Genomic DNA, 21,080 nt, shown 5'->3' on the forward strand with positions numbered 1-21,080 from the left:
TCACCCAGCGAAAGTCAGATGAAGGTTGAGATGGCCGTCGATCCGCGCCATCGCGCCGGCAGGTATGGCCACCGTGGTGTCCTCCTGGGCAACGACAGCCGGGCCGGCGAAGCGGCTGCCGGGCGGCAGGTCGGCGCGGCGGTACAGTCCGACCGCCCTTCGCGACCCGCCGGTATGGATATCGAGTTCGCATACCGGCGTCGCGGCCGCGTCGACCTCGGCGGCTTCGGGAAAAGTGAGGACCGGTCCCGCACCGACGGCCGAGAGGCGCAGGTTGACGATCTCGATCCGGCCGTCCGCGTCGTCGAAATCGTAGATCCGCTGGTGAGTCCGGTGGAATTCGCGAGCGATCGCCGCCGGGTCGCCGGCTTCGAGCCAGGCCGGCTGCAAGGGAACCTCGATCTCGTAGCTCTGGCCGACATAACGCATATCCGCCGAGAACCTGAGATCGGCCGGGCCGGCATGGCCCTGCGCCGCAAGCCAGTTGCGCCCCTCCTGAACCATCGCAGCCGACGCCGCCTTCAGCTCCGGCAGCACCGTCGGGGACAGCTCGGCGAAGAGCGTGCGGACGAAATCGCCGCGCAGATCGGCGACGAGCCCGCCCAATGCCGAGACGACACCCGGCCGGCGCGGCGCCAGCAGCCTGGTCATGCCGAGTTCGCGGGCGAGGAAGGCGCCGAGCATCGGCCCACCGCCGCCGAACGGCATCAGGGTGAAGTCCTTGAGATCGACGCCCGCCCGCGAGGACAGCTTCTCGACCTCGACGAACATCTCGGAGACGGCGATATCGAGGATCGCCTGCGCCGTGTCGTCGAGCGACCGGCCGAGCCTCTCGGCGAGGCGCCCGACGGCGGCCCGGGCGAGGCCGGCATCCATCTTCAACTGGCCATAGGCCATCTCGCTATGGCCGAGCCAGCCGCAGACCACCATGGCGTCGGTGACGGTCGCTCGCTCGCCACCGCGCCCGTAGCAGGCCGGCCCCGGTGTCGAGCCGGCCGATTCCGGCCCGACCCGCAGCACGCCCTGCCCGTCGACCGTCGCGATCGAACCGCCACCGATGCCGATCGAGCTCACCGAGACGGAAGGGATGTACAGCGGGAACTCGCCGATCATCTCGCCGGTGCCGTATTGCGGCTCGCCGTCGATGATCAGGGCGAAGTCGGCGGATGTGCCGCCGATATCGAGCGTCAGCACGCGCTTCTCGCCGGCTTGGCGGGCGAACCAGGTCGCGCCGATCACGCCCGAAGCCGTGCCGGAGAGCAGCATGGAGACGCAGGCGCGCTTGCCCTCGGCAGCGTTCATCACGCCGCCATTCGACTTGGTCAGGAGCGCCCGCGCCGGCACGCCGCGATCCGCCAGCCGCTGCTCCAGCGCCGTCAGATAGCCCGCGATGCGGGGATGGACGTAGGCGTTGAGGATCGCCGTCGTCGTCCGCTCGTATTCGCGGATCACCGGCCAGACCTCGGCGGAGGTGAAGACGAAGAGCTCCGGAGCCAGCCGGGCGATCTCGGCCTTCACCGCCTCCTCCTGCGCGCCGTCGCGCCAGGCGTGGAGGAAGGCGATGACGATGCCGACAGCTCCCCGCGCCTTTGCCGAAGCGATGGCGGCAGCGACGGCTTCGAGATCGGGCTTCACCGTCTCGCGCCCGTCCGAACGCATGCGGGCGGGAATGCCGAACACCCGGTCGCGGGTGATGAGCTGCTCCGGGCGGGAGCAGAACAGCGAATAGACCTCCGGCATGCGCAGCCGCGCCAGCTCGATGACATCTTCGAAGCCGGCATTGGTGAACAGCGCCAGCACTGCGCCCTTGCGCTGAATGATCGTATTGACGCCGACCGTGGTGCCATGGACGAAGCGCGTGACGGCCCCGGGATCGAGCCCCTCGCGCTCGACGAGCAGCGAGAGGCCCGTCATCAGCTCGGCGCCCGGATCGTCGGGCGTCGTCAAGACCTTCAGCGACGCGACCTGGCCGGAGCGCGTCTCCAGCGCGCAGAAATCGATGAAGGTGCCGCCGATATCGACGCCGACCTTCCAGTCCGCACTCGGCACAGTTCCGCCGTCCATGTCCGCTCCTCTTGCTGGCGGCCGGAAGCTGGCACGGAAGCCGCGACGCGGTCCAAGAGACATGCGGGGCAGGACCATAGGCTGGACTTATGGCCTGCCGGCCATCGCGTCTTTGACGGCTCCGCGCACCCGCGTCAGGTTCGGCCGCGTGTAAATTGCCGCCGCAGTGGCAAGAGGCTGGACATGGATGTGATCGTGCTCGGCGGCGGCCTGATGGGAACCGCCGCAACCTTCTTCCTGAAGCGGCGCGGCCTGAAGGTCACGCTGATCGAACGTCACCGGGTCGGAACGGGCGCCACCGTCGCATCCTTCGGCAATATCCGCCGGACCGGGCGGCATCTCACGCAATTGCCGCTCGCGCATCGCTCCCGCACGCTATGGGGCGATGCGGAACGGTTGCTCGGCCGCGATGTGGAATTCCGCGCGACCGGCCATCTCCGGCTCATCTTCGAAGAGGATGCGCTGGCCGATATGCGCGCCTATGCCGAGGCGGCGCGGCCCTGGGGGCTCGAGCTCGAAGAACTGGGCGCCAACGAGATCCGCGCGCGCTTTCCCGGCCTCGGCCCCGGCGCGATCGCAGCCTCCTATTCGCCTCAGGATGGCTCGGGCAATCCACGCCTGATCGCGCCCGCATTCGCCGACGCCGCGTGGCGGCTCGGCGCGGAGATCGTCGAGGATTGCGAGGTCGGCAGCATCGAGAAGATCGAGGCAGGCTTCCGCGTCACGACATCGAAGGGCGTGTTCGAGGCCGGCAGGCTCCTCAACACGGCCGGCGCCTGGGGGATGCGGATCGCCGCGCAATTCGGTGAGCCGGTGCCGCTTACCCCGCGCGGGCCGCAGATGGGCGTGACTGAGCCCTTGCCCCATCGCATCCTGCCGGTCGTCGGCATCTGGACTCGCCGGCATGGGACCGACGCCTATTTCCGTCAGGTCGAGCGCGGCAATATCGTCTTCGGCGGCGCGGCCGAACGGGTCGACGTCGCGCTTGAACCTGGCCACGCCAAGCCCGACCCGGCGCGGCTGCCGGCGCAGCTTCGCGCCCTGACACAACTCCTGCCGGCCCTGGAGAATGTCTCGGTGATCCGCACCTGGTCGGGCTGCGAGGGTTATCTCTCCGATATGCTGCCGGTCATGGGCCCATCCGGCACCACGCCGGGACTGTTCCACGCCTTCGGCTTCAGTGGCCACGGCTTCCAGCTCGGCCCGGGTGTCGGCGACACGATGGCCGAGCTGATCGCGACCGGCACGACCGACATCCCGCTCCATGACTTCCGAGTCGAGCGTTTCGCCGACGCGAAAGGCGGCCGAAGCCCGGCCGCAGCTTGAAAGCGCCGACCGCTCAGAGCTTCGAGCAAAGCCGGTAGGCCTCGTAGATCGCGGAATAGAGGTCGCGGCTCGAAACGGCGTCGCCGATACGGTGCAGGAGGAAGCGCCCCGGCGCCGGCGCGGCCGCCTCCTCGCTCCCCAGCATGAACGCGATATCGGTCACCCCGTCATTGGCCGAGAGATGTCGCAACTCGTGGTAGATTTCGGCGGCCGGCAGCGTGCCGTATTCGACGACGATCTGGCCGGCCTCGACTTGGCTTTCCGCGCCGGTCAGCTCGTTGCGGAACGTGGCCTGCAAGGCGTTGCCCCGGCGCTCGACCTTCTCCAGCCTGACATCGACGAGCGAGCGGATGCCGAGCTCGGCGAAGCGCTTCCTGAAGCTCGACTTGTCGATATAGGACATCTCGACGGCAAGCGCGTCATCGGGCGTGGCGATGCAGACCGACCGGCCCTGCCGAGCAAGCTGCAACGCGCAGGATGCCGCGGCCTGACGCCCCGTCCCATCATAGACGAGCACGTCGCTCTTGCCGGGCACCGTGCCGGTCAGCACGTCCCAGGCACTGTCGCAGAGCTCCGAACCTTCGAACCAATCGGTATCCGGAACGCCGCCTGTGGCGACGATCACGAGGTCCGGTGCCTCGGCGCGAACCGTATCGGCCTCCGCATAGCAGTTCACCCGCATATCGACGCCGAGCCGATCGAGTTCCGCGATGCGCCAATCGACGATGCCGATCAGGTCGCGACGCTCGTCGGCAGCGCTGGCCACGAGCAACTGCCCGCCCAGCTTGGCGGCAGCCTCAAATAGCACGACCGAATGCCCTCGCTCAGCACAGACGCGGGCGGCTTCCAACCCGGCCGGCCCGCCGCCGACCACCACGGCCTTCAGGCTTCGCGAGGCCGGCGCGACTTCATGGCCGAGCACGGTTTCGCGCCCGCTGGCGGCGTTATGGATGCAGTTGACCTTCTTGTAGAGGCAGTAGGAGGCGCCGACGCAGGGGCGGATCTGCTCCTCCTCCCCGCGCCTGATCTTGTTGACCAGATGCGGGTCGGCAATATGAGCACGGGTCATGCCGATCAGATCGACGACGCCCTCGCGGATGGTGTGGCGAGCGGTCGCGACGTCGCGAATGCCGCCGGCATGGATCAGCGGCAGCTTCGTCTCGCGGCGAAACTGCGCCACCGAAGCGAGATAGGGCGCGTTGCGCTGGAACATGCCGGGCATGTTGTCCTCGGCCAGCGCGAGATCCGTGTCCATGCGGCCGTAGATGCAGTTGAAATAGTCGATATAGCCTTCGCGTTCGAAGATCCGGGCGAGCCGCAGGCAATCCTCGAAATCCGACCCATCGGCCACGCCCTCGTCGATCACGAAGCGGATGCCGACGACGGCGTCGTTGCCGACGCGCTTACGGATCGCCTCGTGGACCATGAGCCCGAAGCGCGCCCGGTTCTCGGGCGAGCCGCCGAAACCGTCGGTGCGCTTGTTGGTGCGCGGCGACAGGAACTGGCCGATGAGGTGGCCGCCGGTCACCGTCTCGATGCCGTCAAGCCCACCCTCCATGCAGCGCACCGCCGCATCGGCATAATCCCGGATGATGCGCGCGATGTCCGCATCGTCCATCTCCTTGGGAAAATTGCGGTTGCGCGTCTCCCTGACGCGCGACGGCGCCAGCACCGGAAGCCAGTTCCAGCCATAGGAGGTCGCGCGGCGGCCGAGATGCGAAACTTGGCACATCACGGCCGCACCATGGCCGTGAATGCGGTCGGACAGCGCCGCGAGATGCGGAATGATGCGGTTACTGGAGAGGTCGAGCTGGCCGCCGCCCCAGCTCGAATCCGGCGATGTCATCGCCGAGCCACCGATCATCGTCATGGCGAGGCCGCCACGGGCCTTTTCCTCGTGATAGCGCTGGTAGCGTTCGAGCGGCAGGCCGCCATCGTCCAGCATCGAGGCATGGCTGGTGCTGACGATGCGGTTGCGAAGTCGCAGCTTCTTGATGGCGAACGGCTCCAGAAGCGGGTCGCGCGGCGCAGCGAGGGGCCGATCCGGCATGGAAACCGTTGCGCTCATTGAATGGCTTCCCTGTGATCGAACCGGAGTGGGACAACTGCGCTATTTCAGTCCGGGAGCACCGGCAGCCCCGAAACTGCGGCGCTGCTGAACAACTTCGGCGATCGTGGCGGCAAGTCTGAAACCGGACCAGATTGAAAAACCTTGGGAGAAGCATACGCTGGGCGTATGGCTCAGCTCTCCCGCCTTATCCCCTCCGCGAGGGGGCTTCTGGTTTTCGAGGCCGCGGCCCGCACCGGCAGCTTCACGGCCGCGGCCGCGGAGTTCAACGTCAGCCAGCCCTCGATCAGCCGCAGCGTCGCCGAGTTGGAGGCTGCGGTAGGAGCCAGACTCTTCGAACGGCGGGCACGCGGGCTCGAACTTACCGCGGATGGCAGCGATCTCTTCGGCGTCGTCGGCGAGGCCGTCGGGCGCATTGCCGATGCGGTCCAAGCGATCCGGCAGCGGCAGAATACGACGAAGCCGGTCGTCACCCTCTCCATGTCCAGCTCGTTCGTGGCCCACTGGCTGTTGCCGCGGCTGGGCGAATTCCATGCGGCTTTTCCGGAGATCGATATCCGTTTCGACCTCATCCCGGGCGTCCTGCGCGGCATTCCCGACAATGTGGATCTGGCAACGCGCATCGTCGAAGACGACGACGCGCGCTACCATCGCTGGTTCTTCGCGCCGGAGATCATCTTCCCCGTCTGCAGCCCGGCCTATCTGAAGGCGCGCGGCAGGCTCGATCACGCCGGGGACGGGTTGGGGCATGTGTTCTTGTGGCTCACGGACCACGCTATGCCCAAATGGGCGCGGGAATGGGGCAATGTCGCCCAACGAAACAGTTCGAAAGGCGTCTGGCACGAGTTCACGGATTACTCCGTCATCCTGCAAGCCGCCCTGAACGGGGAAGGCATCGCTCTCGGCTGGCTCAGCGTGGTCTCGAGCGCCTTGCTGAAGGGAACTCTGATTCCCGCCCCCGACCTGATCATCCGCACGGGGCAGCACCACAGCTTGATCGCGCCGCGGTCGAGGCCTCTCAATGCGATGGTCGAAGGGGTGGCGCTATGGCTTCGGACCCAGATCGCGACGGAATTGGATGCACTCGACGAGGCGCTCCGGCCACGCCCGAAATGCTCGCCCGACATCTCGGATGGTCAGAGCCAAGACCATGAGCGCCGATAGCTGGCTCGCGCTAAAGTAACCCGGCACAACAACTTAGAACATTTATAATGTTTCCGGCTCGACTAGCCCTTTTCCCGCAGGGGCGTAAAGAGCTCGCCGCACAGACTACATTTCCTGGACATAGCGCGTTGGCCGACTCAGGGGTGGGAGAGCATCATTGCGGCGAAGCCGGACGTCGTCACAATACTATGAGCGAGATCGGCTTCCACGAGCGTAGAGATTTCATCCAATTGTAGATCGCGTTAACGACCTTGTTGGAGCGATATCGTGAAGCGCGAAGAACGTTATCCTCTGCAAAGCGCGCGAACCGCTTGAGCTTCACGCCGGCCGGATTTTTCCAACACAATCGGGGCGAGCCGGCCTCCAGGCACCGCCAGCGGCTGTGATTTAGGTGGACTGCCAAGCCTCCCAGACAGTTTTTTGAATTCAGGGCAGCATGATGATACCGATCGCCAACGTCGCGAGCGTCAGCGGCGCGCCGACCTTGAAATAGGTCCAGAAGTCGATGGTGATGCCGTCCTTGGCGGCGCGCTCGGCGACGATCAGGTTGGCGACGGAGCCCAGGAGCGTGAAGTTGCCGGCGAGAGTCGAGGCCATCGCCACGACGAGCCAGGCGCGCTGGGGATCGTGCAGCTGCTCGACGAAGGGCTTCAGCACGAGAACCGCTGGGACGTTGCTGACGAGGTTGGACAGCACCGCGGTGACGCCGGTCAGGGTCGCCGCGTTGCCGAGGTCGAGGCGGGCGGCCTGCGCCAGCAGGTCAGGCGTCAACACCGCTTGTTCAAGCCCCCGCACCACGACGAAGAGCCCGGCGAACATCAGCAGGAGCGGCCCGTCGATCTCGGCGTAGACCTTGCGCGGCTCGATCCTGCGGGTGAGCAGCAGCAGCGCTGCCGCGCAGATCGCCACCTTCGCCACCGGCTGGCCGAGGAAGAACAGGGCGATCATCGCCACCGAAACCAGCGCTGCCTTCGTCGCGAGCCAGCCGTGATAGTGAGCGGGAACGGTCACGCTGCGCAGCGCCTGCCGCGTCATGTATTCGCGCGGATTGAGCAGGAGCACGAGCAGGATCGTCACCAGCAGCCCCAGCACCGCGATCGGCAGCAGCGCGCCGGTGAAGGCGCCATAGGAGATGCCCGAGAGATTGCCGATGATCATGTTCTGGGGGTTGCCGGTGATCGTCGCCGTCGAGCCGACATTGGAGGCGAGCGCCACCGCGATGAGATAGGGCACCGGGTTGCGGTCGAGCGCGCGGGTCAGCGTGATCACGATCGGCGCCATCACCAGGCAGATCGCGTCGTTGACGAGGAAGGCGGAGAGCACGCCGGTCGTCATCACTACGACCGACAGTAGCAGCACCGGATGCCGCGCCCGGCCTGCGGCCCAGCCGGTCACCATGCGGAAGAAGCCCGAGAGCCGCAGATTGGCGACCACGATCATCATGCCGAGCAGCAGCGTGATGGTGTCGAGATCGATCGCCCGATAGGCATCCTCGAGGGAAAGCACCCCGCAGCCGACCATGAGCGCAGCCCCGATCAGCGCCGCTCCCGCACGGTCGACGCGCAGGCCGGGCATACGGCCGATCGCGATGGCGACATAGGTCGCGAGGAAGATCGCGATCGCGAGGATCTGCGTCGCGTTGAGGCCCCAGCCGGTCATGCAGATCAGGCCATTCTCTCGCTCGCCGCCGGCACCGGGCGGGCGCCGTGGTCGGTCGGCGGCTCATAGCCGTGCGTTTCCGGCATGGCAACGACATAGAGAACGAGGCCGCAAGCCGCGATTGCCGCAAGCGTGACGAAGCCGGCGGAATAGCCGGCGGTGACGATGATCACGCCCGCCGGCAAGGCGGAGATCGAAGCCCCCACGCCCTGGACCGTCGCGACGGCACCTTGCGCGGCGTTGAAGCGGCCGGTGCCTCGGGTCAGGTCCGCCACCACGATGGGGAACAGCGCACCGAAGATGCCGGCGCCGACGCCGCTGAGCGCCTGCACGGCCACCAGCCAGAACGGGTTGTCCGAGACGACATAGGGCGCGCCGCTCAGCGCCCGCACGCCTAAGGTGACCAGGAAGATCGGCTTTCGGCCCCGGGCATTGACCTTGAGCGGGCTCATCCGGTCCCAATGTAGAAATTTCGTTCCTATGCGGGCGAAGAGGGCGCCTCGCTTGGGGCGCTTCACTAGCAACCGAAGAGCGTTTTCTCCGCCGCGCGCCGACCCAGCTTGAACTTCAAGCCCCCCGGATTTTTTAACACAATCGGCGCGAAGCCGCTTGATGCTTCTAATGGATAAGAAGCCAACTGCGAAGGCTAGCTGAGAGCCAGTTTCGCCATTCGCCGCTCCCAAGAATCAGCGAGGCGCTATACTGCGGAACATCTCCATTAAATCTGCCAGGAGATCGTCCGGATGCTCCAGTCCGATCGACAGCCGGATCAGTCCCGGCGGGCAATCGGATTCCTCGCCTTCGGTGCTCAACCTGTGTTCGATCAGGCTCTCGGGCGACCCGAGCGAGGTCGAGGGGCGGAAGACCCGCGTCCGGGCGCAGAGATCTACGGCCTCGGCCGCGTCGGCGAGTTCGAAGGAGAGCATGCCGCCGAAGCCCTCCCGGAATTGCCGGCAGGCCAGTCCGTGCTGCGGGTGCTGTGGCAACCCCGGATAATGCACCTTGCAGACGCGCGGATGACGGTCGAGCCAGCCCGCGAGCGTCAGAGCCGTCGTGGAGACACGCTCCATCCTAAGTGCCAGTGACCGCATGCCGCGCAGCAGCAGCCAGGCCTCGAAGGGCGGCAGGATGCTGCCATGCGCCTCGCGGGCGGCTAGCATCGCATGCCACCACCCATCGTCCTCTGCCGCAACGAGCACGCCGGCGACCAGATCGCCATGGCCGTTGAGGTATTTCGTCGCCGAATGCAGCACGAGATCGGCGCCCAGCGTCAGCGGCCGGCAGAGCACCGGGGTCGCCGCTGTCGCATCGACCAGCAGCCTTGCGCGATGCCGATGCGCCAGCGCTGCCAGCGCAGCGAGATCCGGCACGCGCCAGAGCGGGTTGCTCGGGCATTCGGCCCAGACGAGCCGCGTCGGCGCGGCACCGAGGCTCAGGGCGACCGCATCGAGATCGCAGAGATCGGCCCGCGCCAATCCCAGACCGAAGCGTTCCGCGAAGGCGCCAATCATGCGTCCGAACTCGTAGTAGAGGCCGCTGTCGATCAGCACCCGGTCACCGGGTCGCAAGGTCGCGAGCACGGCCTGGGCCGCTGCCGCTCCGGCCCCGAACGCCGCGGCCACGGCGCCACCTTCGAGCTGACAGAGGATGGTCTCGATAAGCGCCGCGCCGCTGTTTCCCGAGCGGGCATAGCCCAGGGCGATGTCGCTTCCGGGCCGGACATAGGTCACGCCGGGATGGATCGACGGCACCAGCCCGCCCGTCGACGGATCCGTGACGTGGTCGAGCTGGGCCAGGATGGTCGCGGCGTGCATCGGAATATCATGCTCCGGGGAGCGCGCATTTTAGAAGTCTATTGTCGATTGTCGATCCTCGGTCCAATTGCGGCGACTGATGATCTGTGCGAAGTTCAGGTCTCCTTACCGTCCGTCAGAGCCTCTGATGTCTGCCGACCGCCAGAACGACCTCTCACTCGCGATCGAACGCCATGTCGCCGAGATCGAGCCGCAGCTGATCGCCATCCGGCGCGACATCCACGCCCACCCCGAAATCGGGTTCGAGACCGCGCGGACCGCCGAGATCGTCGCGCAGGAGCTGGAGCGCATCGGGCTCGTGCCGCAGCGCGGCGTCGGGCGCACCGGTGTCGTGGCCGAGATCGCCGGCGGCGCTCCCGGCCCCTGCCTGCTGATCCGAGCCGACATGGATGCCCTGCCGATGGAGGAGCTGACGGGGCTGCCCTTCGCCAGCACCGTGCCCGGAAAGATGCATGCCTGCGGCCATGACATTCACACCGCCACGCTGCTCGGCGTCGGCTCGGTGCTGCAGGCGATCGCGCCCCGGCTGCGCGGCAGCGTCAGGCTCGTGTTCCAGCCGGCGGAGGAGACGGTCGAGAGCGGAGCCGCCGCCATGGTCGCGGATGGCGCGGCCGATGGCGCTGCCATCGCGCTCGCCTTCCACAACCGGCCGGAGATGCCGGTCGGTCGCTTCGGCTATGTCCGGGGGGCGTCCACGGCGTCCAGCGACGAATTCGACGTGGTCGTGCATGGCAAGTCGGGCCATGCGGCGCGCCCGCATTCGGCGCTCGATCCGATCGTCGCCGCCTCCGCGATGATCATGCAGCTGCAGACGGCGATTTCGCGCGTGATGGACCCGACCCGCTCGGCGGTGCTCACCATCGGCCACATCCAGGGCGGCTCGACGCACAACATCATCCCCGACAGTTGTCTGTTCCAGGGCACGGTCCGCTGCCGCTCGCCCGAGAGCCGCGACACGATGGAAGCCACCTTCCGGCGCATCTGCGACGGCGTCGCTGCAGCGATGGGCGTAACCTGCGAGATCGACTACAAGCGCGGGGCCCCCGCGCTCATCAACGATGACGGCGTCGTCGATGCGGTGATCCGCTCGGTGTCCGAGCAATTCGGCGGGGACAAGATCGACCAGCTCGAGGGACGCTTCGGCGCCGAGGATTTCTCCTATTTCTCGGAGCGGATCCCGTCCTGCCAGTTGCTGGTCGGCTCGTCGCAGCCCGGCCGCGACGACCGCGTGCACAATTCCGACTATCAGCCGGACGAGCGCTGCATCGGACTGGGCGCCGCAGCCCTCGCCCGCACCGCCTTCGACATCCTGTCCTGATCCCGCCCGCATTCTCTAAGGCCCTGGAGACCCGACATGACGATCACCCGCTCCGACTTCCTCAAGCTGGGCCTCGGCGCGGCCGCCGGCCTCGCTCTGGGCGTGGCTCCCCGTGCCGCCGCCGCCAAGGAGTGGAAGGTCATCCGCGTCGCCACGGAAGGCGCCTTCCCTCCCTACAACATGCACGCGCCTGACGGCCGCCTGATCGGCTTCGAGCCTGACCTGCTGCAGGAGCTGTCCACCCGCATGAACGTCAAATGCGAGATGATCGCACAGGCCTGGGATGGCATGATCGCCGGGCTGACCGACGGCAAATACGACGCGATCATGGACGCGCTCTCGATCACGCCCAAGCGCGAGGAGGTGATCGCCTTTTCCCGTCCCTACGCCTCCGCCGGCTCGGGCTTCGCGATCATGAAGGAAGGCAGCATCAAGGCCATGCCCGGCACCGGCACGCGGGTACCGCTGACCGACGAGGCCGCCGCCAAGAAGGCGATCGATGAACTCGCCAAGTCGCTCGCTGGCAAGACCGTCGCGGTTCAGGTCGCGACGATCCAGAACGACGTGCTCAACCGCTACTTCAAGGACGTCCTGACCATCCGCACCTATCCCTCGGGGCCCGACACCTTCCTGGACCTGAAGAGCGGCCGCGTCGACGCCGTGATGGCCTCCCAGATCAACATCCAGGCCACGGCGAAGAAGTCGAACGGCGAGATGATCCAGTCCGGCTATCTCTTCGCCGGCGGTCTGCTCGGGCTGGGTTCGGCAGTCGGCCTGCGCAAGGGCGATCCCGAGCTCAAGGAGATGTTCGACAAGGCGCTGAAGTCCGTCATTGACGACGGCACGCTGAAGAAGCTGGCGCTGAAGTGGTTCGAGATGGACATCACGCCCGCGAGCTGACCCAGGCGGGCAGGACGAGATGGATGACAGCCTGACATTGCTCGGCTTCGGCCCGGAGGGCTGGGGCCATGCTCTGCTGAACGGCGGGCTGATGACGCTCGCCGTCTCGGCCAGCGCCTTCGCGCTCGGGCTCGGGCTGGGCACGCTCTGCGCCTGGGCGCGGATCGCCGGCTCCGCGCCGGTGCAACGCCTCGCGCAGGGCTATGGCGTGGTGATGCGCGGCATCCCGGATCTGCTGGTCATCTATCTCTTTTATTTCGGCGGCCGGCAGATCGCGTCCACCGTCGCCAAGCAGTTCGGTCATGTCGGTCCGGTCGAGATCAGCGGCTTTGCCGCCGGCTGCCTCGCGATCGGCCTGCTTTCAGGCGCCACGCAGGCGGAAGTGCTGCGCGGCGCCTTCCATGCCATCGCGCCCGGAACGCTAGAGGCGGCGCGCGTCACCGGCATGGGCCGCTGGACGATGTTCCGGCGCATCATCGCCCCGCTGGCCCTGCGCACCGCGCTGCCGGGCCTCGGCAACCAGTGGCAGTCGGTCATCAAGGAATCGGCGCTGGTCTCGGTCACCGGGCTCGTCGAGACGCTGCGCGCGGTGACGGTGGCCGCGAACTCGACCGAGCTGCCCTTCCTGTTCTTCCTCGCCGGCGGCGGGATCTATCTCGCCATCACCACGGTCTCCGGCTTCCTCTTCCGCATCGCCGAATGGCGCTCGATGCGGGGGCAGGCAGCAACGACCGGCAGGGGGTAGCGATGGATATCGCATTCATCGCCCAGATCTTTCCCAAGCTGCTCGCCGGGCTGCCGCTGACGCTGCTCCTGGCGGTGCTGGCGCTTCTCGGCGGCGGCCTTATCGCGCTGGGGCTGTCGGGCTTGCGCGCCTCCTCCTGGATCGGCGCGCGGATCGCCGACTTCTACGTCTACATCTTCCGCGGCACGCCGCTGCTGATCCAGATCTTCCTGATCTATTACGGTCTCGCCCAGTTTCCGGCGGTGCGTCACTCGCCGCTCTGGCCGCTGCTGCGCGAGCCGTATGTCTGCGCCGTCCTCGCGCTGATGCTGAACGACGCCGCCTATACCTCCGAGATCCTGCGCGGCGGCCTTCGCGCCGTTTCCACGGGTGCGATCGAGGCCGCGCGCGTCTCCGGCATGACGCGCCTGACCATGCTGCGCCGGATTGTGCTCCCCCTCGCTTTCCGCCAGGCGCTGCCGGCCTATGGCGCGGAGATCACCAGCATGGTCAAGGCGACCTCGCTCGCCAGCGTCGTGACGCTGATGGAGATCACCGGCATCGCGCGCGCGGAAGTCTCCGAAACCTACCGCGCCATCGAGATCTTCCTGTGCGCGGCGGTGATCTATCTCGTCTTGGTGACGGTGATCGCCCGGGCGGTCGATTGGCTCGAGCAGCACCTCTCCCCCTATCGCCGGCCGACCGGCGCCCGGAGCGTGGCATGAAGCCGATCACGGTCAGGCTGACCGACATCCGAAAGAGCTTTGGCGGGCAGGAGGTGCTGCGCGGGGTCGACCTCGCCGCCCGCGACGGCGACGTGATCGCCATCATCGGCGCGAGCGGCTCGGGCAAGAGCACGCTGCTGCGCTGCATCCCGCTGCTCGAAATCCCGGATCGGGGCGAGGTCAGCGTCGGCGATGCGCAGATCCGCATCAGGAATGCCGGCCATCGCTTCTCGCGGGCCGAGCGGCAGACCGTGCGCCGGCTGCGCGGCCAGCTCGGCTTCGTCTTCCAGAGCTTCAATCTCTGGCCGCATATGACGGCGCTGCAGAACGTCATGGAGGTCCCGCTCCACGTCCAGGGGCGGCCGCGCGCCGAATGCCGCGAGGAGGCTGAGGCGATGCTCGCCAAGGTCGGGCTCTCCGACAAGTTCGACGCCTGGCCGGCCCATCTCTCCGGCGGCCAGCAGCAACGCGTCGCCATCGCCCGCGCTTTGGCGATGCGGCCCCGCGCGCTGCTCTTCGACGAGCCGACCTCGGCCCTCGACCCGGAACTGGTCGGCGAAGTGCTGCGCGTCATCCGGGCCTTGGCCGAAGAGGGCCGCACGATGCTGATCGTGACCCATGAGATGACCTTTGCGCGCGAGGTCTCCAACCACGCCATCTATCTCCAGGACGGGCGCGTCGAGGAACAGGGCCCGCCCGAGCAGGTCTTCCTCGATCCGCAGTCGGAGCGCTGCCGCCGCTTCGTCGGCATGCATCGCAGCGGCGTGTGAGGAGCGGCCAGTGCCCCTGACCGACGACCAGCAGCCGATCGAGCGGCTCAGCCTCGCCGATATGGCGATGCGCCGCCTGCGCGATGACATCGTCCGCGGCCGGCTGCTGCCGGACGAGGTGCTGACCGAGATCGCGCTGGCAGGCCGCCTCGGGGTCGGGCGCGGCACGGTGCGGACCGCCCTGTTCGCGCTGGAGGCCGACGAACTCGTGGTCCGCGCGCCCTATTCGAACTGGCGCGTCGCCAGCCTCAACGACCAGGTGATCTGGGAAATCTACACCCTACGGGAAGCGATGGAGGGGCTGGCGGCGCGCATCCTGGCCGACCGCGGCGAGACGCGGCCCCGAGAGCTGCTGGCCGCCGCCTTCGCGAAGCTGGCGCCGGCGGAAGCGAGTTCGATCGACGACCGCGTCGCGGCCGATCTCGGCTTTCACCGAGCGATCGTTGAGGCGACCGGCCACCGCCATCTGATCAAGCGATACGCTGCCCTCTCCACTAAGATGGAATGGCTCTACCGCTGGTCGGAGATGCATTGGCCCGCGCGTTTTCCGCTGGAAGCCGATCACCGCGCCCTGTTCGAGGGCGTGATGCGCGGCACGCCCGACGAGGCGGAGCGCGCCGTGCGCGCCCATATCGATCCCAGTCTCGCCGCCGATCTCGAAGGATACCGCAGTCTGGTCTCAGTGGGCGACATAGGTTCAGAAGCCGCAAAGAGGACACGCGATCCGACATGAACGAGAGAATGATCGTCCTCGATGGCGGCATGGGCCGCGAGCTGAAGCGCATGGGCGCCCCGTTCCGGCAGCCGGAATGGTCAGCGCTGGCGCTCATGGAAGCGCCGGAAACGGTCGTCGCGGCGCATCGCGCCTTCATCGAGGCAGGCGCCACGGTCATCACCACCAACAGCTACGCGGTCGTGCCCTTCCATATCGGCGAGGAGCGCTTCGCGCAGGACGGCGCGCGTCTCGCCGCGCTGTCCGGCGAACTGGCCCGTCGCGCTGCCGATGAGGAGAGGCTGCGCAGCGGCCGCGGCATCGCCGTCGCCGGCTCGCTGCCGCCGCTGTTCGGCTCCTACCGCCCCGATCTCTTCGATCCGGCGCGGGCGCCCTCCCTGCTGGCGGTGCTGATCGAGGCGCTTCTCCCCTCCGTCGATCACTTCCTCGCCGAGACGCAAAGCTGCATCGCCGAGGCGCTGGCGGCCTGCGCCGCCGTGCGCCCCACCGGCAAGCCGATCTGGGCGTCCTTCACGCTGCAGGACGAGGGCGCGGCCGGCGGCCTGCCCGTGCTGCGCTCCGGCGAATTCGTCGCGGAAGCCGTCGCCGCCGTCCGCGACGCTGGTGCCGCCGCCGTGCTCTTCAACTGCAGCCTGCCGGAGGTCATGGGCCCGGCCGTCGACGTCGCCCGCTCCGTGCTCGGCGACGCCGAGCTTCCGATCGGCGTCTATGCCAATGCCTTCCCCGAAAAGACCGGAGATGCCGCGGCCAACGAGGGCCTGAGCGATCTGCGCGACGATGTCGGGCCGCTGCGCTATCGCGACTTCGGGCGGGACTGGCGGCGCCGCGGCGCCCGTATCATCGGCGGATGCTGCGGCATCGGCCCCGACGCGATCTGCGCGCTGCACACCGAATTAAGGGCTGATTGAACGCGCGCTTACCGGCAGTGTGCCAAGTTCCGCATCTGGCGCACGGCCGACTGGTTACCAGAGTGGGGCCGCAAAAGCCGCCTTGGGCCGGAAGCAGACCTGTTTGCTATCAACTCGATTAGCCAATCCAGCGGATGGGCTGCACGGCGGCGGCCATAAGAGAAGCCGCCGACTCGACGACAACTTGGCTCGTCGGCCCCGCTCCATGAATGTGAGATACCGAGCCGATCTTTTCGTCGCCCGCCCGTCCGCGACAGGGGATAGCTGGCTGCACCCTGGTTCATCCACCATCCATTTCCCGGCTTGCCCGGAGAGAGAGCCGCCGATCCGCGGGAGCCATCATCAACGGCCACCACAAAGCGCTGTCGAAGATCTCACGCCATGGCGCGTCCGGAAAACCTCGACCCCAAATCCGTAAGCCACTGGCGCGGCGCTTACGTCAGCAACGCCACGACGGGCTGCGAAATCATGGAAGGAACGCCTGATTTAGTCGACGACCAACTCGATAACCTTCATTCAAATCAAGCCGGTCGCCCGGGCTTGATGCTGATGATGGTGCGACACGGCGGCCACAAAAATAACCCGAAGGAATTGGTGGCCCGGCGTCATGCAGGATGTGAAGTCGCTGGTTTCTTCACAGATCGACCGGCTTTCCCGATCCCTCCTCCTCAAGCTTCACGGCGATATCCGCATTGGCGGAAAGGCGCACCTTGTCGCCTTGGACACCGGCGACGAAGCCGAGCTCAATGTAGTGATGGTGGCCCTCATGACGGCCGTAAGCATCGCTTTTCTTGAGCTTGATGCGCCCTCCCTCGACTCGATCGACCGTTCCGACATGGACGCCGTCGGCGCCGATGAGTTCCATGTTCTCCCTGATCTCGTCCGTCATCCTGAACTCCTCCTGGTTTGAAGCGTGGCCACGCTCGAACGCTGTGCCGGCGGTCACGCCGCCCGCGGCTCCAGCCGTAACCACCGGCGGCTCGGACGGGTTCCATGCGTTTCGCCAGTGGCGTGCCTCAACCCTGGCGCTCCTTCATTCCCTCCCGTAGTTCGGCGAGGACGCGCCGCAGCCCGTGGACCTGGTCCATGAGATTCAAGATCACATCGATGCCCTCGTCGTTGGCGCCGATATCGTCCTTGAGCTGCCGAATGAGACGGGCGCGCGCGATGTCGATATCGTGGAAATGCATCTCGCCGTCCGCCTCCTCCGGGACCAGCCAGCGCTGCTCCAGCCAGAACTCCAGCACCTGCGCCTGCAGCCCCGATGAGATCAGGAACTCCTGCTTGGTCATCCTCATGACACACCGCCCTCGCGCGGATCGTAGTCCTTGGCCTTCCAGCTCGACACGAAGGCTTCGAGCTCAGGATCCACAGTCTTCGGCAGCACCACCTTCAGCTTGACGAACTGATCGCCCTGGCCACCACCCCGCTTCGGGGCTCCCCTGCCGCGCAATCGCAGCCGGGTCCCAGCGTTCGATCCCTTCGGCACAGACATCGTGACGTCGCCCGTCGGCGTTGGCACCCTGACCTGTCCGCCGAGAACCGCCTCCGTGAGCGAGACTGGCAGCTCGAATGTGATGTCGTCACCCTCGCGGGTGAAGCGGCGATCCGGCCGGACCTCGACCTCGATCAGCGCGTCCCCCGCCCCGCCCTTGCCTGCGCCGGGTGCGCCCTTGCCTTTCAGCCGGAGCGTCTGGCCATCGACGAGGCCCGGCGGGATCTTCACGTCAATCGTGCTGCCATCCGGCAGATCGAGTCGCTTGGTTCCGCCGGTGATCGAATCGGCAAAGTCGATCACCAGATGGTAGTGCAGATCCTGCCCACGCCGGTTCGCCCGCGCCCTCTGGCTGCGCCGGAGAAGCTCGGCGAAGGCATCGTCCTGATCCATGAAGTCCGCAAAGCCGGAGGCATCGGCATAGGGGTCTCCCTGAGACGAGGTCGCAAAATCCCGATAGTAATGGTGCTGCGGCCGTTCGGCGCCAGAGGCGTCGATATCGCCTGCGTCGAAACGCCGGCGCTTGTCGGTATCGCTCAGCAGATCATAGGCGGCCGCCACCTCCTTGAATTTGTCCTCGGCGGTCTTGTCGCCGGGGTTGAGGTCAGGGTGCAGCTTTTTCGCCAGCTTGCGATAGGCGCTTTGGATCTCGGCGGGTGAAGCCGTCGAGGCAACGCCGAGAACCTCGTAGGGATTTTTCACGGGTTACTCCGAAGGCCTATTCGGTGGCGAAGGTGCGAGGCGAATTGTGTCACTTCGCGTGAAATTTGATAGCGGCATGCGTCCATCTCAGAATGACTTGTGCCCCGACCTGCCGCAACGGCACAGCGTCACCCGCTGCAAGGACGCCGGCGTGAGGCCATCGACCGGCTCCGTCGGCCACGCCTATGACAACGCCATGTGCGAGGGCTTCTTCGCGACATTGGAATGCGAACTGCTCGATCGGCATCGCTTCCGAAACTGGCCTCTTAAAAAGCCCTGTCGGCAGCATCGGAGCCTTGGCCTTCTGCCCACAACACGCGGCAGAAACCAGGCTCCGCCATCTCCCGGAATCAGGCCAAGCTTGACGAAATTCTCACCGAAGCTCGCATTCTCGGAGGCGATGCGAAGGTCGCACATCAATGTCAGGTCGCAGCCCGCCGATCGCCGCCCCGTTGACCGCCGCGATGATCGGGATTTCGAGCGCTTCGAGCGTCAGGGCAGGTTCTGGATTCCGCTGCGATAATTGCCCCGCGTTCGCACCAGCAGCCGATCGTTGAGGCCGCTGCCGCTGCCCATCTTCTTCAGATTGCTGCCGCAGGAGGATGCCGTGCCGGCTCCGGTCAGGATCGCGACGCGGGCAGCCGCATCGGCTTGGAGCCTATCCCACGCGGCAAGCAGCGCTGCGACCATATCCTCATCCGAGATCGGATTACGGAGCTCGGCCTGTTCAGAGGCAGGGTGACGATCCCCTGAGGGTCGTCCCGGGAGCGAACCGCTTCGGTCATTTTGCGCCACGTTGAACTGCTGAAATGCGTGAGAGAAGGGCCGTCAGCCGGCCATCATCTTGCGCGGCAGCCAGAGGATGATCTCCGGCCACGCGACCAGAACCGCGATGACGACGATGTGGGCGATGAAGTGCGGCAGCGAACCGCGGAAGATCTCCTGCACCGGCCGCCCCGAATAGCGCGCAACGACGAAACAGTTGAGCCCGATCGGTGGCGTGATCATCCCGACTTCCGCGGTGACGATCTTGATGATGCCGAACCAGAGGGGGTCGAAGCCGAGCACCTTGATCAGCGGCAGGACGATCGGCACGGTCAGGACCAGGATCGCGATCTGGTCCATGAACATGCCGAGGATGATGTAGCCGCACAGGATGAGCGCGATGATCAGCCAGCGCGAGACCTCGAGCGCGCCCACCCAGCCGACGAGCGTCTGTGTGACCTGGGTCAGCGTGAAGAAATAGCCGAAGATCTGGGCGCCGAGCAGGATCATCACGATCATGCAGGTGCCGTTGGCGGAGCGGCGCAAGACGCGCACCAGCGCCGGTAGCGTGACCTTGCCGTACCAGGCCGCAATGGCGAGCGCGCCGGCGGCGCCGAGCGCCGAAGCCTCTGTTGGCGTGGCGATACCGGTATAGATGACGCCGGTCACTGCTCCGAACAGGACGACCATAGGGCCGACAACCCTGAGCCAGGCGATCTTCTCGCGCCACGGGACGGGTTTTGCCGGCGGGGCGCGGGAGGGGTCGAGCAGCACCAGTACGTAGACCGTCGCCATGATCGTGAGCATGACGAGGATGCCGGGAATGATGCCGCCGATCAGCAGCGCGCCGATATTAACCTCGGCAAGCAAGCCGAAGATGACGAGCGCGACACTGGGCGGGATCAGCATTGCGAGGGTGCCGGAGATCGCGACGACGCCGCCGGCCATCGCCGGCTCGTAACCCTGCTTGAGCATGGCCGGCAGGCTCGTCGCCGAAAGCGTCGCAGCCGAGGCGGTGCTCGTGCCGCAGATGGCGCCGAAGCCGGCGCCGGCCAGCGCCGTCGCCATGGCCAAACCACCCCGCACCCGCCCCATCCACGCTGCCGTCGCGCGGAAGAGGTCGTCGGCGACGCCGCTGAGGAGCACGAGCTCGGCCATCAGCAGGAACATCGGGATGGTGATGAGCTCATAGGCTCCGACGGTCGAGAGCGGCGCCGTCTCAAGGATGCCCGAGAGCATCGACATGCCGCCCACCAGCCACAGGCCAAGGACGCCCGATGCGATCATGGCAAAGCCAACAGGTGTGCCGATGGCGAGCAGGAAGAACAGCACGCCCAGTCCGATGGCGACGATCATTCGAAATGTTCTCCCTCGCCATGCCCGATCCTGACCGGCACGAAATCCCGGCCCGTGGCGAGACTGAGCAACTGGGCGATGAACTGGACTGCGAGCCGCACCGTCATGAGCCCGCAACCGAGCGGCACCAGCGCGAGCGACGGCCATGTCGGCCAGGGAATGGCACCCGACAGCACGTCGCGGGAGGCATAGGCATCGATCGTCCTCAGCGCACCGAAATAGGTGATGAGCGCGAAGACGAGTGCGCCGATCGCCGCGGTGACGAGTTCCGTCAGCCGGATCGTGCTGGGCGGAAAGGCCTGCTGCAGGATATCGACATTGACATGTGCTCCCTCGGTATAGGCGGCCGACAGCGAGAGAAAGAAGACGGCGGCGACGAGATAGAGCGAGATCAGGTCATAGGCCCAGGACAGCGGGCTGTGGAAGAAGTAGCGCATGATGACGTCGCAGAAGACGATCAACATGATCACGAACATCGCGGCAGCCGACAGCCAGCCGAGAGCATTCTCGACTACGGACAACGCACGCAGGACCGACTTCATCTGAGTTCCTTTCGGCAGAGGCAGGCGACGCGGGCTGAGCTCCCGCG

19 protein-coding genes and 3 pseudogenes are annotated in these 21,080 nt (G+C 66.6%); 10 read left to right on the top strand and 12 right to left on the bottom strand.

Translation table 11 applies throughout. The features are described from left to right. Window positions 1–2,064 carry a hydantoinase/oxoprolinase family protein gene (locus AC1DIN_RS19705; protein WP_476811018.1) on the bottom strand — a complete coding sequence of 688 codons (2,064 nt, stop codon included), beginning with the start codon at window positions 2,062–2,064 and terminating at the stop codon, window positions 1–3. 183 nt (window positions 2,065–2,247) lie between these two features. On the opposite strand from AC1DIN_RS19705, the gene AC1DIN_RS19710 reads away from it, so the two are divergent. Beyond that, on the top strand, window positions 2,248–3,390 hold the full coding sequence (locus AC1DIN_RS19710; protein WP_476811019.1) for an NAD(P)/FAD-dependent oxidoreductase: 1,143 nt from the start codon (window positions 2,248–2,250) through the stop codon (window positions 3,388–3,390). A gap of 13 nt (window positions 3,391–3,403) precedes the next feature. Here the strand turns inward: AC1DIN_RS19710 and AC1DIN_RS19715 are convergent, their stop codons facing one another. Continuing rightward, window positions 3,404–5,458 (bottom strand): oxidoreductase, encoded by a 2,055-nt coding sequence (locus AC1DIN_RS19715; RefSeq protein WP_476811020.1) that lies wholly within the window; start codon window positions 5,456–5,458, stop codon window positions 3,404–3,406. Window positions 5,459–5,626: 168 nt separating this feature from the next. On the opposite strand from AC1DIN_RS19715, the gene AC1DIN_RS19720 reads away from it, so the two are divergent. After that, window positions 5,627–6,622 (top strand): LysR substrate-binding domain-containing protein, encoded by a 996-nt coding sequence (locus AC1DIN_RS19720; protein WP_476811021.1) that lies wholly within the window; start codon window positions 5,627–5,629, stop codon window positions 6,620–6,622. A gap of 426 nt (window positions 6,623–7,048) precedes the next feature. Here the strand turns inward: AC1DIN_RS19720 and AC1DIN_RS19725 are convergent, their stop codons facing one another. The 3 genes and pseudogenes from AC1DIN_RS19725 to AC1DIN_RS19735 form a co-directional block, all read right to left on the bottom strand. Beyond that, window positions 7,049–8,281 (bottom strand): anion transporter, encoded by a 1,233-nt coding sequence (locus tag AC1DIN_RS19725; RefSeq protein WP_441471926.1) that lies wholly within the window; start codon window positions 8,279–8,281, stop codon window positions 7,049–7,051. 5 nt (window positions 8,282–8,286) lie between these two features. Next, window positions 8,287–8,721: pseudogene (locus AC1DIN_RS19730) on the bottom strand (MFS transporter); the annotation flags it as partial. Between the two features lie 246 nt (window positions 8,722–8,967). Beyond that, window positions 8,968–10,095, bottom strand: a complete 1,128-nt coding sequence (locus tag AC1DIN_RS19735) for a trans-sulfuration enzyme family protein (RefSeq protein ID WP_476811022.1) — start codon at window positions 10,093–10,095, stop codon at window positions 8,968–8,970. 127 nt (window positions 10,096–10,222) lie between these two features. On the opposite strand from AC1DIN_RS19735, the gene AC1DIN_RS19740 reads away from it, so the two are divergent. From AC1DIN_RS19740 to AC1DIN_RS19770, 7 genes are read left to right on the top strand one after another with little or no spacing between them, the layout of a single operon-like run. Further along, window positions 10,223–11,413, top strand: coding sequence for a M20 metallopeptidase family protein (locus AC1DIN_RS19740; protein WP_476811023.1), 1,191 nt, complete (start codon window positions 10,223–10,225; stop codon window positions 11,411–11,413). Window positions 11,414–11,449: 36 nt separating this feature from the next. After that, entirely contained in the window at window positions 11,450–12,313 is an 864-nt protein-coding gene (locus AC1DIN_RS19745; protein WP_441471929.1) for a transporter substrate-binding domain-containing protein, read from the top strand. A 19-nt stretch (window positions 12,314–12,332) separates the two neighbouring features. Further along, the gene (locus AC1DIN_RS19750) at window positions 12,333–13,058 is read left to right on the top strand and encodes an ABC transporter permease (RefSeq protein ID WP_441471930.1); all 726 of its coding nucleotides are present in this window, start codon (window positions 12,333–12,335) and stop codon (window positions 13,056–13,058) included. Between the two features lie 2 nt (window positions 13,059–13,060). Beyond that, window positions 13,061–13,762, top strand: a complete 702-nt coding sequence (locus AC1DIN_RS19755; protein ID WP_476811024.1) for an ABC transporter permease — start codon at window positions 13,061–13,063, stop codon at window positions 13,760–13,762. Then, window positions 13,759–14,532, top strand: a complete 774-nt coding sequence (locus AC1DIN_RS19760) for an ABC transporter ATP-binding protein (RefSeq protein WP_476811025.1) — start codon at window positions 13,759–13,761, stop codon at window positions 14,530–14,532. The genes AC1DIN_RS19755 and AC1DIN_RS19760 overlap by 4 nt, the downstream gene beginning before the upstream one ends. A 10-nt stretch (window positions 14,533–14,542) precedes the next feature. Further along, complete coding sequence (locus tag AC1DIN_RS19765; protein WP_476811026.1) at window positions 14,543–15,265, top strand: GntR family transcriptional regulator; 723 nt, start codon at window positions 14,543–14,545, stop codon at window positions 15,263–15,265. Continuing rightward, complete coding sequence (locus AC1DIN_RS19770; protein WP_476811027.1) at window positions 15,262–16,173, top strand: homocysteine S-methyltransferase family protein; 912 nt, start codon at window positions 15,262–15,264, stop codon at window positions 16,171–16,173. The genes AC1DIN_RS19765 and AC1DIN_RS19770 overlap by 4 nt, the downstream gene beginning before the upstream one ends. Before the next feature lie 634 nt (window positions 16,174–16,807). Here the strand turns inward: AC1DIN_RS19770 and AC1DIN_RS19775 are convergent. The 3 genes from AC1DIN_RS19775 to AC1DIN_RS19785 all read right to left on the bottom strand — a co-directional run bounded on the left by AC1DIN_RS19775 (window position 16,808) and on the right by AC1DIN_RS19785 (window position 18,370). Then, a complete protein-coding gene (locus AC1DIN_RS19775) occupies window positions 16,808–17,062 on the bottom strand; it encodes a DUF2171 domain-containing protein (RefSeq protein WP_476811028.1) in 255 nt (84 codons plus the stop codon). A 127-nt stretch (window positions 17,063–17,189) separates the two neighbouring features. Continuing rightward, entirely contained in the window at window positions 17,190–17,471 is a 282-nt protein-coding gene (locus tag AC1DIN_RS19780; RefSeq protein WP_441471935.1) for a chaperone modulator CbpM, read from the bottom strand. Then, window positions 17,468–18,370 carry a DnaJ C-terminal domain-containing protein gene (locus AC1DIN_RS19785; RefSeq protein WP_476811029.1) on the bottom strand — a complete coding sequence of 301 codons (903 nt, stop codon included), beginning with the start codon at window positions 18,368–18,370 and terminating at the stop codon, window positions 17,468–17,470. Before AC1DIN_RS19785 ends, AC1DIN_RS19780 begins: the two co-directional genes overlap by 4 nt. Window positions 18,371–18,503: 133 nt before the next feature. Here AC1DIN_RS19785 and AC1DIN_RS19790 point away from each other — a divergent pair. Then, window positions 18,504–18,623, top strand: a pseudogene (locus tag AC1DIN_RS19790) (IS3-like element ISMxa1 family transposase); the annotation flags it as partial. A 107-nt stretch (window positions 18,624–18,730) separates the two neighbouring features. Here the strand turns inward: AC1DIN_RS19790 and AC1DIN_RS19795 are convergent. The 4 genes and pseudogenes from AC1DIN_RS19795 to AC1DIN_RS19810 all read right to left on the bottom strand — a co-directional run. Next, window positions 18,731–18,787, bottom strand: a pseudogene (locus tag AC1DIN_RS19795) (hypothetical protein); the annotation flags it as partial. Window positions 18,788–18,862: 75 nt separating this feature from the next. Beyond that, window positions 18,863–19,060: a Clp protease/crotonase-like domain-containing protein gene (locus AC1DIN_RS19800; RefSeq protein ID WP_441471938.1), complete on the bottom strand. Its 198-nt coding sequence runs from the start codon at window positions 19,058–19,060 to the stop codon at window positions 18,863–18,865. Between the two features lie 138 nt (window positions 19,061–19,198). Next, complete coding sequence (locus AC1DIN_RS19805; protein WP_441471939.1) at window positions 19,199–20,491, bottom strand: TRAP transporter large permease; 1,293 nt, start codon at window positions 20,489–20,491, stop codon at window positions 19,199–19,201. Continuing rightward, on the bottom strand, window positions 20,488–21,033 hold the full coding sequence (locus tag AC1DIN_RS19810; protein ID WP_476811030.1) for a TRAP transporter small permease: 546 nt from the start codon (window positions 21,031–21,033) through the stop codon (window positions 20,488–20,490). Before AC1DIN_RS19810 ends, AC1DIN_RS19805 begins: the two co-directional genes overlap by 4 nt. Window positions 21,034–21,080: the final 47 nt, after the last annotated feature.

It is taken from the genome of Allobosea sp. 05T438, from assembly GCF_056396025.1.

What these genes read in the sequence shown, in the direction of transcription:
- AC1DIN_RS19745 (WP_441471929.1), top strand. Translation starts at nt 11,450, where the DNA reads ATGACGATCACCCGCTCCGACTTCCTCAAGCTGGGCCTCGGCGCGGCC.
- AC1DIN_RS19725 (WP_441471926.1), bottom strand. Translation starts at nt 8,281, where the DNA reads ATGACCGGCTGGGGCCTCAACGCGACGCAGATCCTCGCGATCGCGATC.
- AC1DIN_RS19800 (WP_441471938.1), bottom strand. Translation starts at nt 19,060, where the DNA reads ATGGTCGCAGCGCTGCTTGCCGCGTGGGATAGGCTCCAAGCCGATGCG.
- AC1DIN_RS19805 (WP_441471939.1), bottom strand. Translation starts at nt 20,491, where the DNA reads ATGATCGTCGCCATCGGACTGGGCGTGCTGTTCTTCCTGCTCGCCATC.
- AC1DIN_RS19750 (WP_441471930.1), top strand. Translation starts at nt 12,333, where the DNA reads ATGGATGACAGCCTGACATTGCTCGGCTTCGGCCCGGAGGGCTGGGGC.
- AC1DIN_RS19810 (WP_476811030.1), bottom strand. Translation starts at nt 21,033, where the DNA reads ATGAAGTCGGTCCTGCGTGCGTTGTCCGTAGTCGAGAATGCTCTCGGC.
- AC1DIN_RS19705 (WP_476811018.1), bottom strand. Translation starts at nt 2,064, where the DNA reads ATGGACGGCGGAACTGTGCCGAGTGCGGACTGGAAGGTCGGCGTCGAT.
- AC1DIN_RS19770 (WP_476811027.1), top strand. Translation starts at nt 15,262, where the DNA reads ATGAACGAGAGAATGATCGTCCTCGATGGCGGCATGGGCCGCGAGCTG.
- AC1DIN_RS19740 (WP_476811023.1), top strand. Translation starts at nt 10,223, where the DNA reads ATGTCTGCCGACCGCCAGAACGACCTCTCACTCGCGATCGAACGCCAT.
- AC1DIN_RS19720 (WP_476811021.1), top strand. Translation starts at nt 5,627, where the DNA reads ATGGCTCAGCTCTCCCGCCTTATCCCCTCCGCGAGGGGGCTTCTGGTT.
- AC1DIN_RS19760 (WP_476811025.1), top strand. Translation starts at nt 13,759, where the DNA reads ATGAAGCCGATCACGGTCAGGCTGACCGACATCCGAAAGAGCTTTGGC.
- AC1DIN_RS19780 (WP_441471935.1), bottom strand. Translation starts at nt 17,471, where the DNA reads ATGAGGATGACCAAGCAGGAGTTCCTGATCTCATCGGGGCTGCAGGCG.
- AC1DIN_RS19735 (WP_476811022.1), bottom strand. Translation starts at nt 10,095, where the DNA reads ATGCACGCCGCGACCATCCTGGCCCAGCTCGACCACGTCACGGATCCG.
- AC1DIN_RS19775 (WP_476811028.1), bottom strand. Translation starts at nt 17,062, where the DNA reads ATGACGGACGAGATCAGGGAGAACATGGAACTCATCGGCGCCGACGGC.
- AC1DIN_RS19710 (WP_476811019.1), top strand. Translation starts at nt 2,248, where the DNA reads ATGGATGTGATCGTGCTCGGCGGCGGCCTGATGGGAACCGCCGCAACC.
- AC1DIN_RS19715 (WP_476811020.1), bottom strand. Translation starts at nt 5,458, where the DNA reads ATGAGCGCAACGGTTTCCATGCCGGATCGGCCCCTCGCTGCGCCGCGC.
- AC1DIN_RS19755 (WP_476811024.1), top strand. Translation starts at nt 13,061, where the DNA reads ATGGATATCGCATTCATCGCCCAGATCTTTCCCAAGCTGCTCGCCGGG.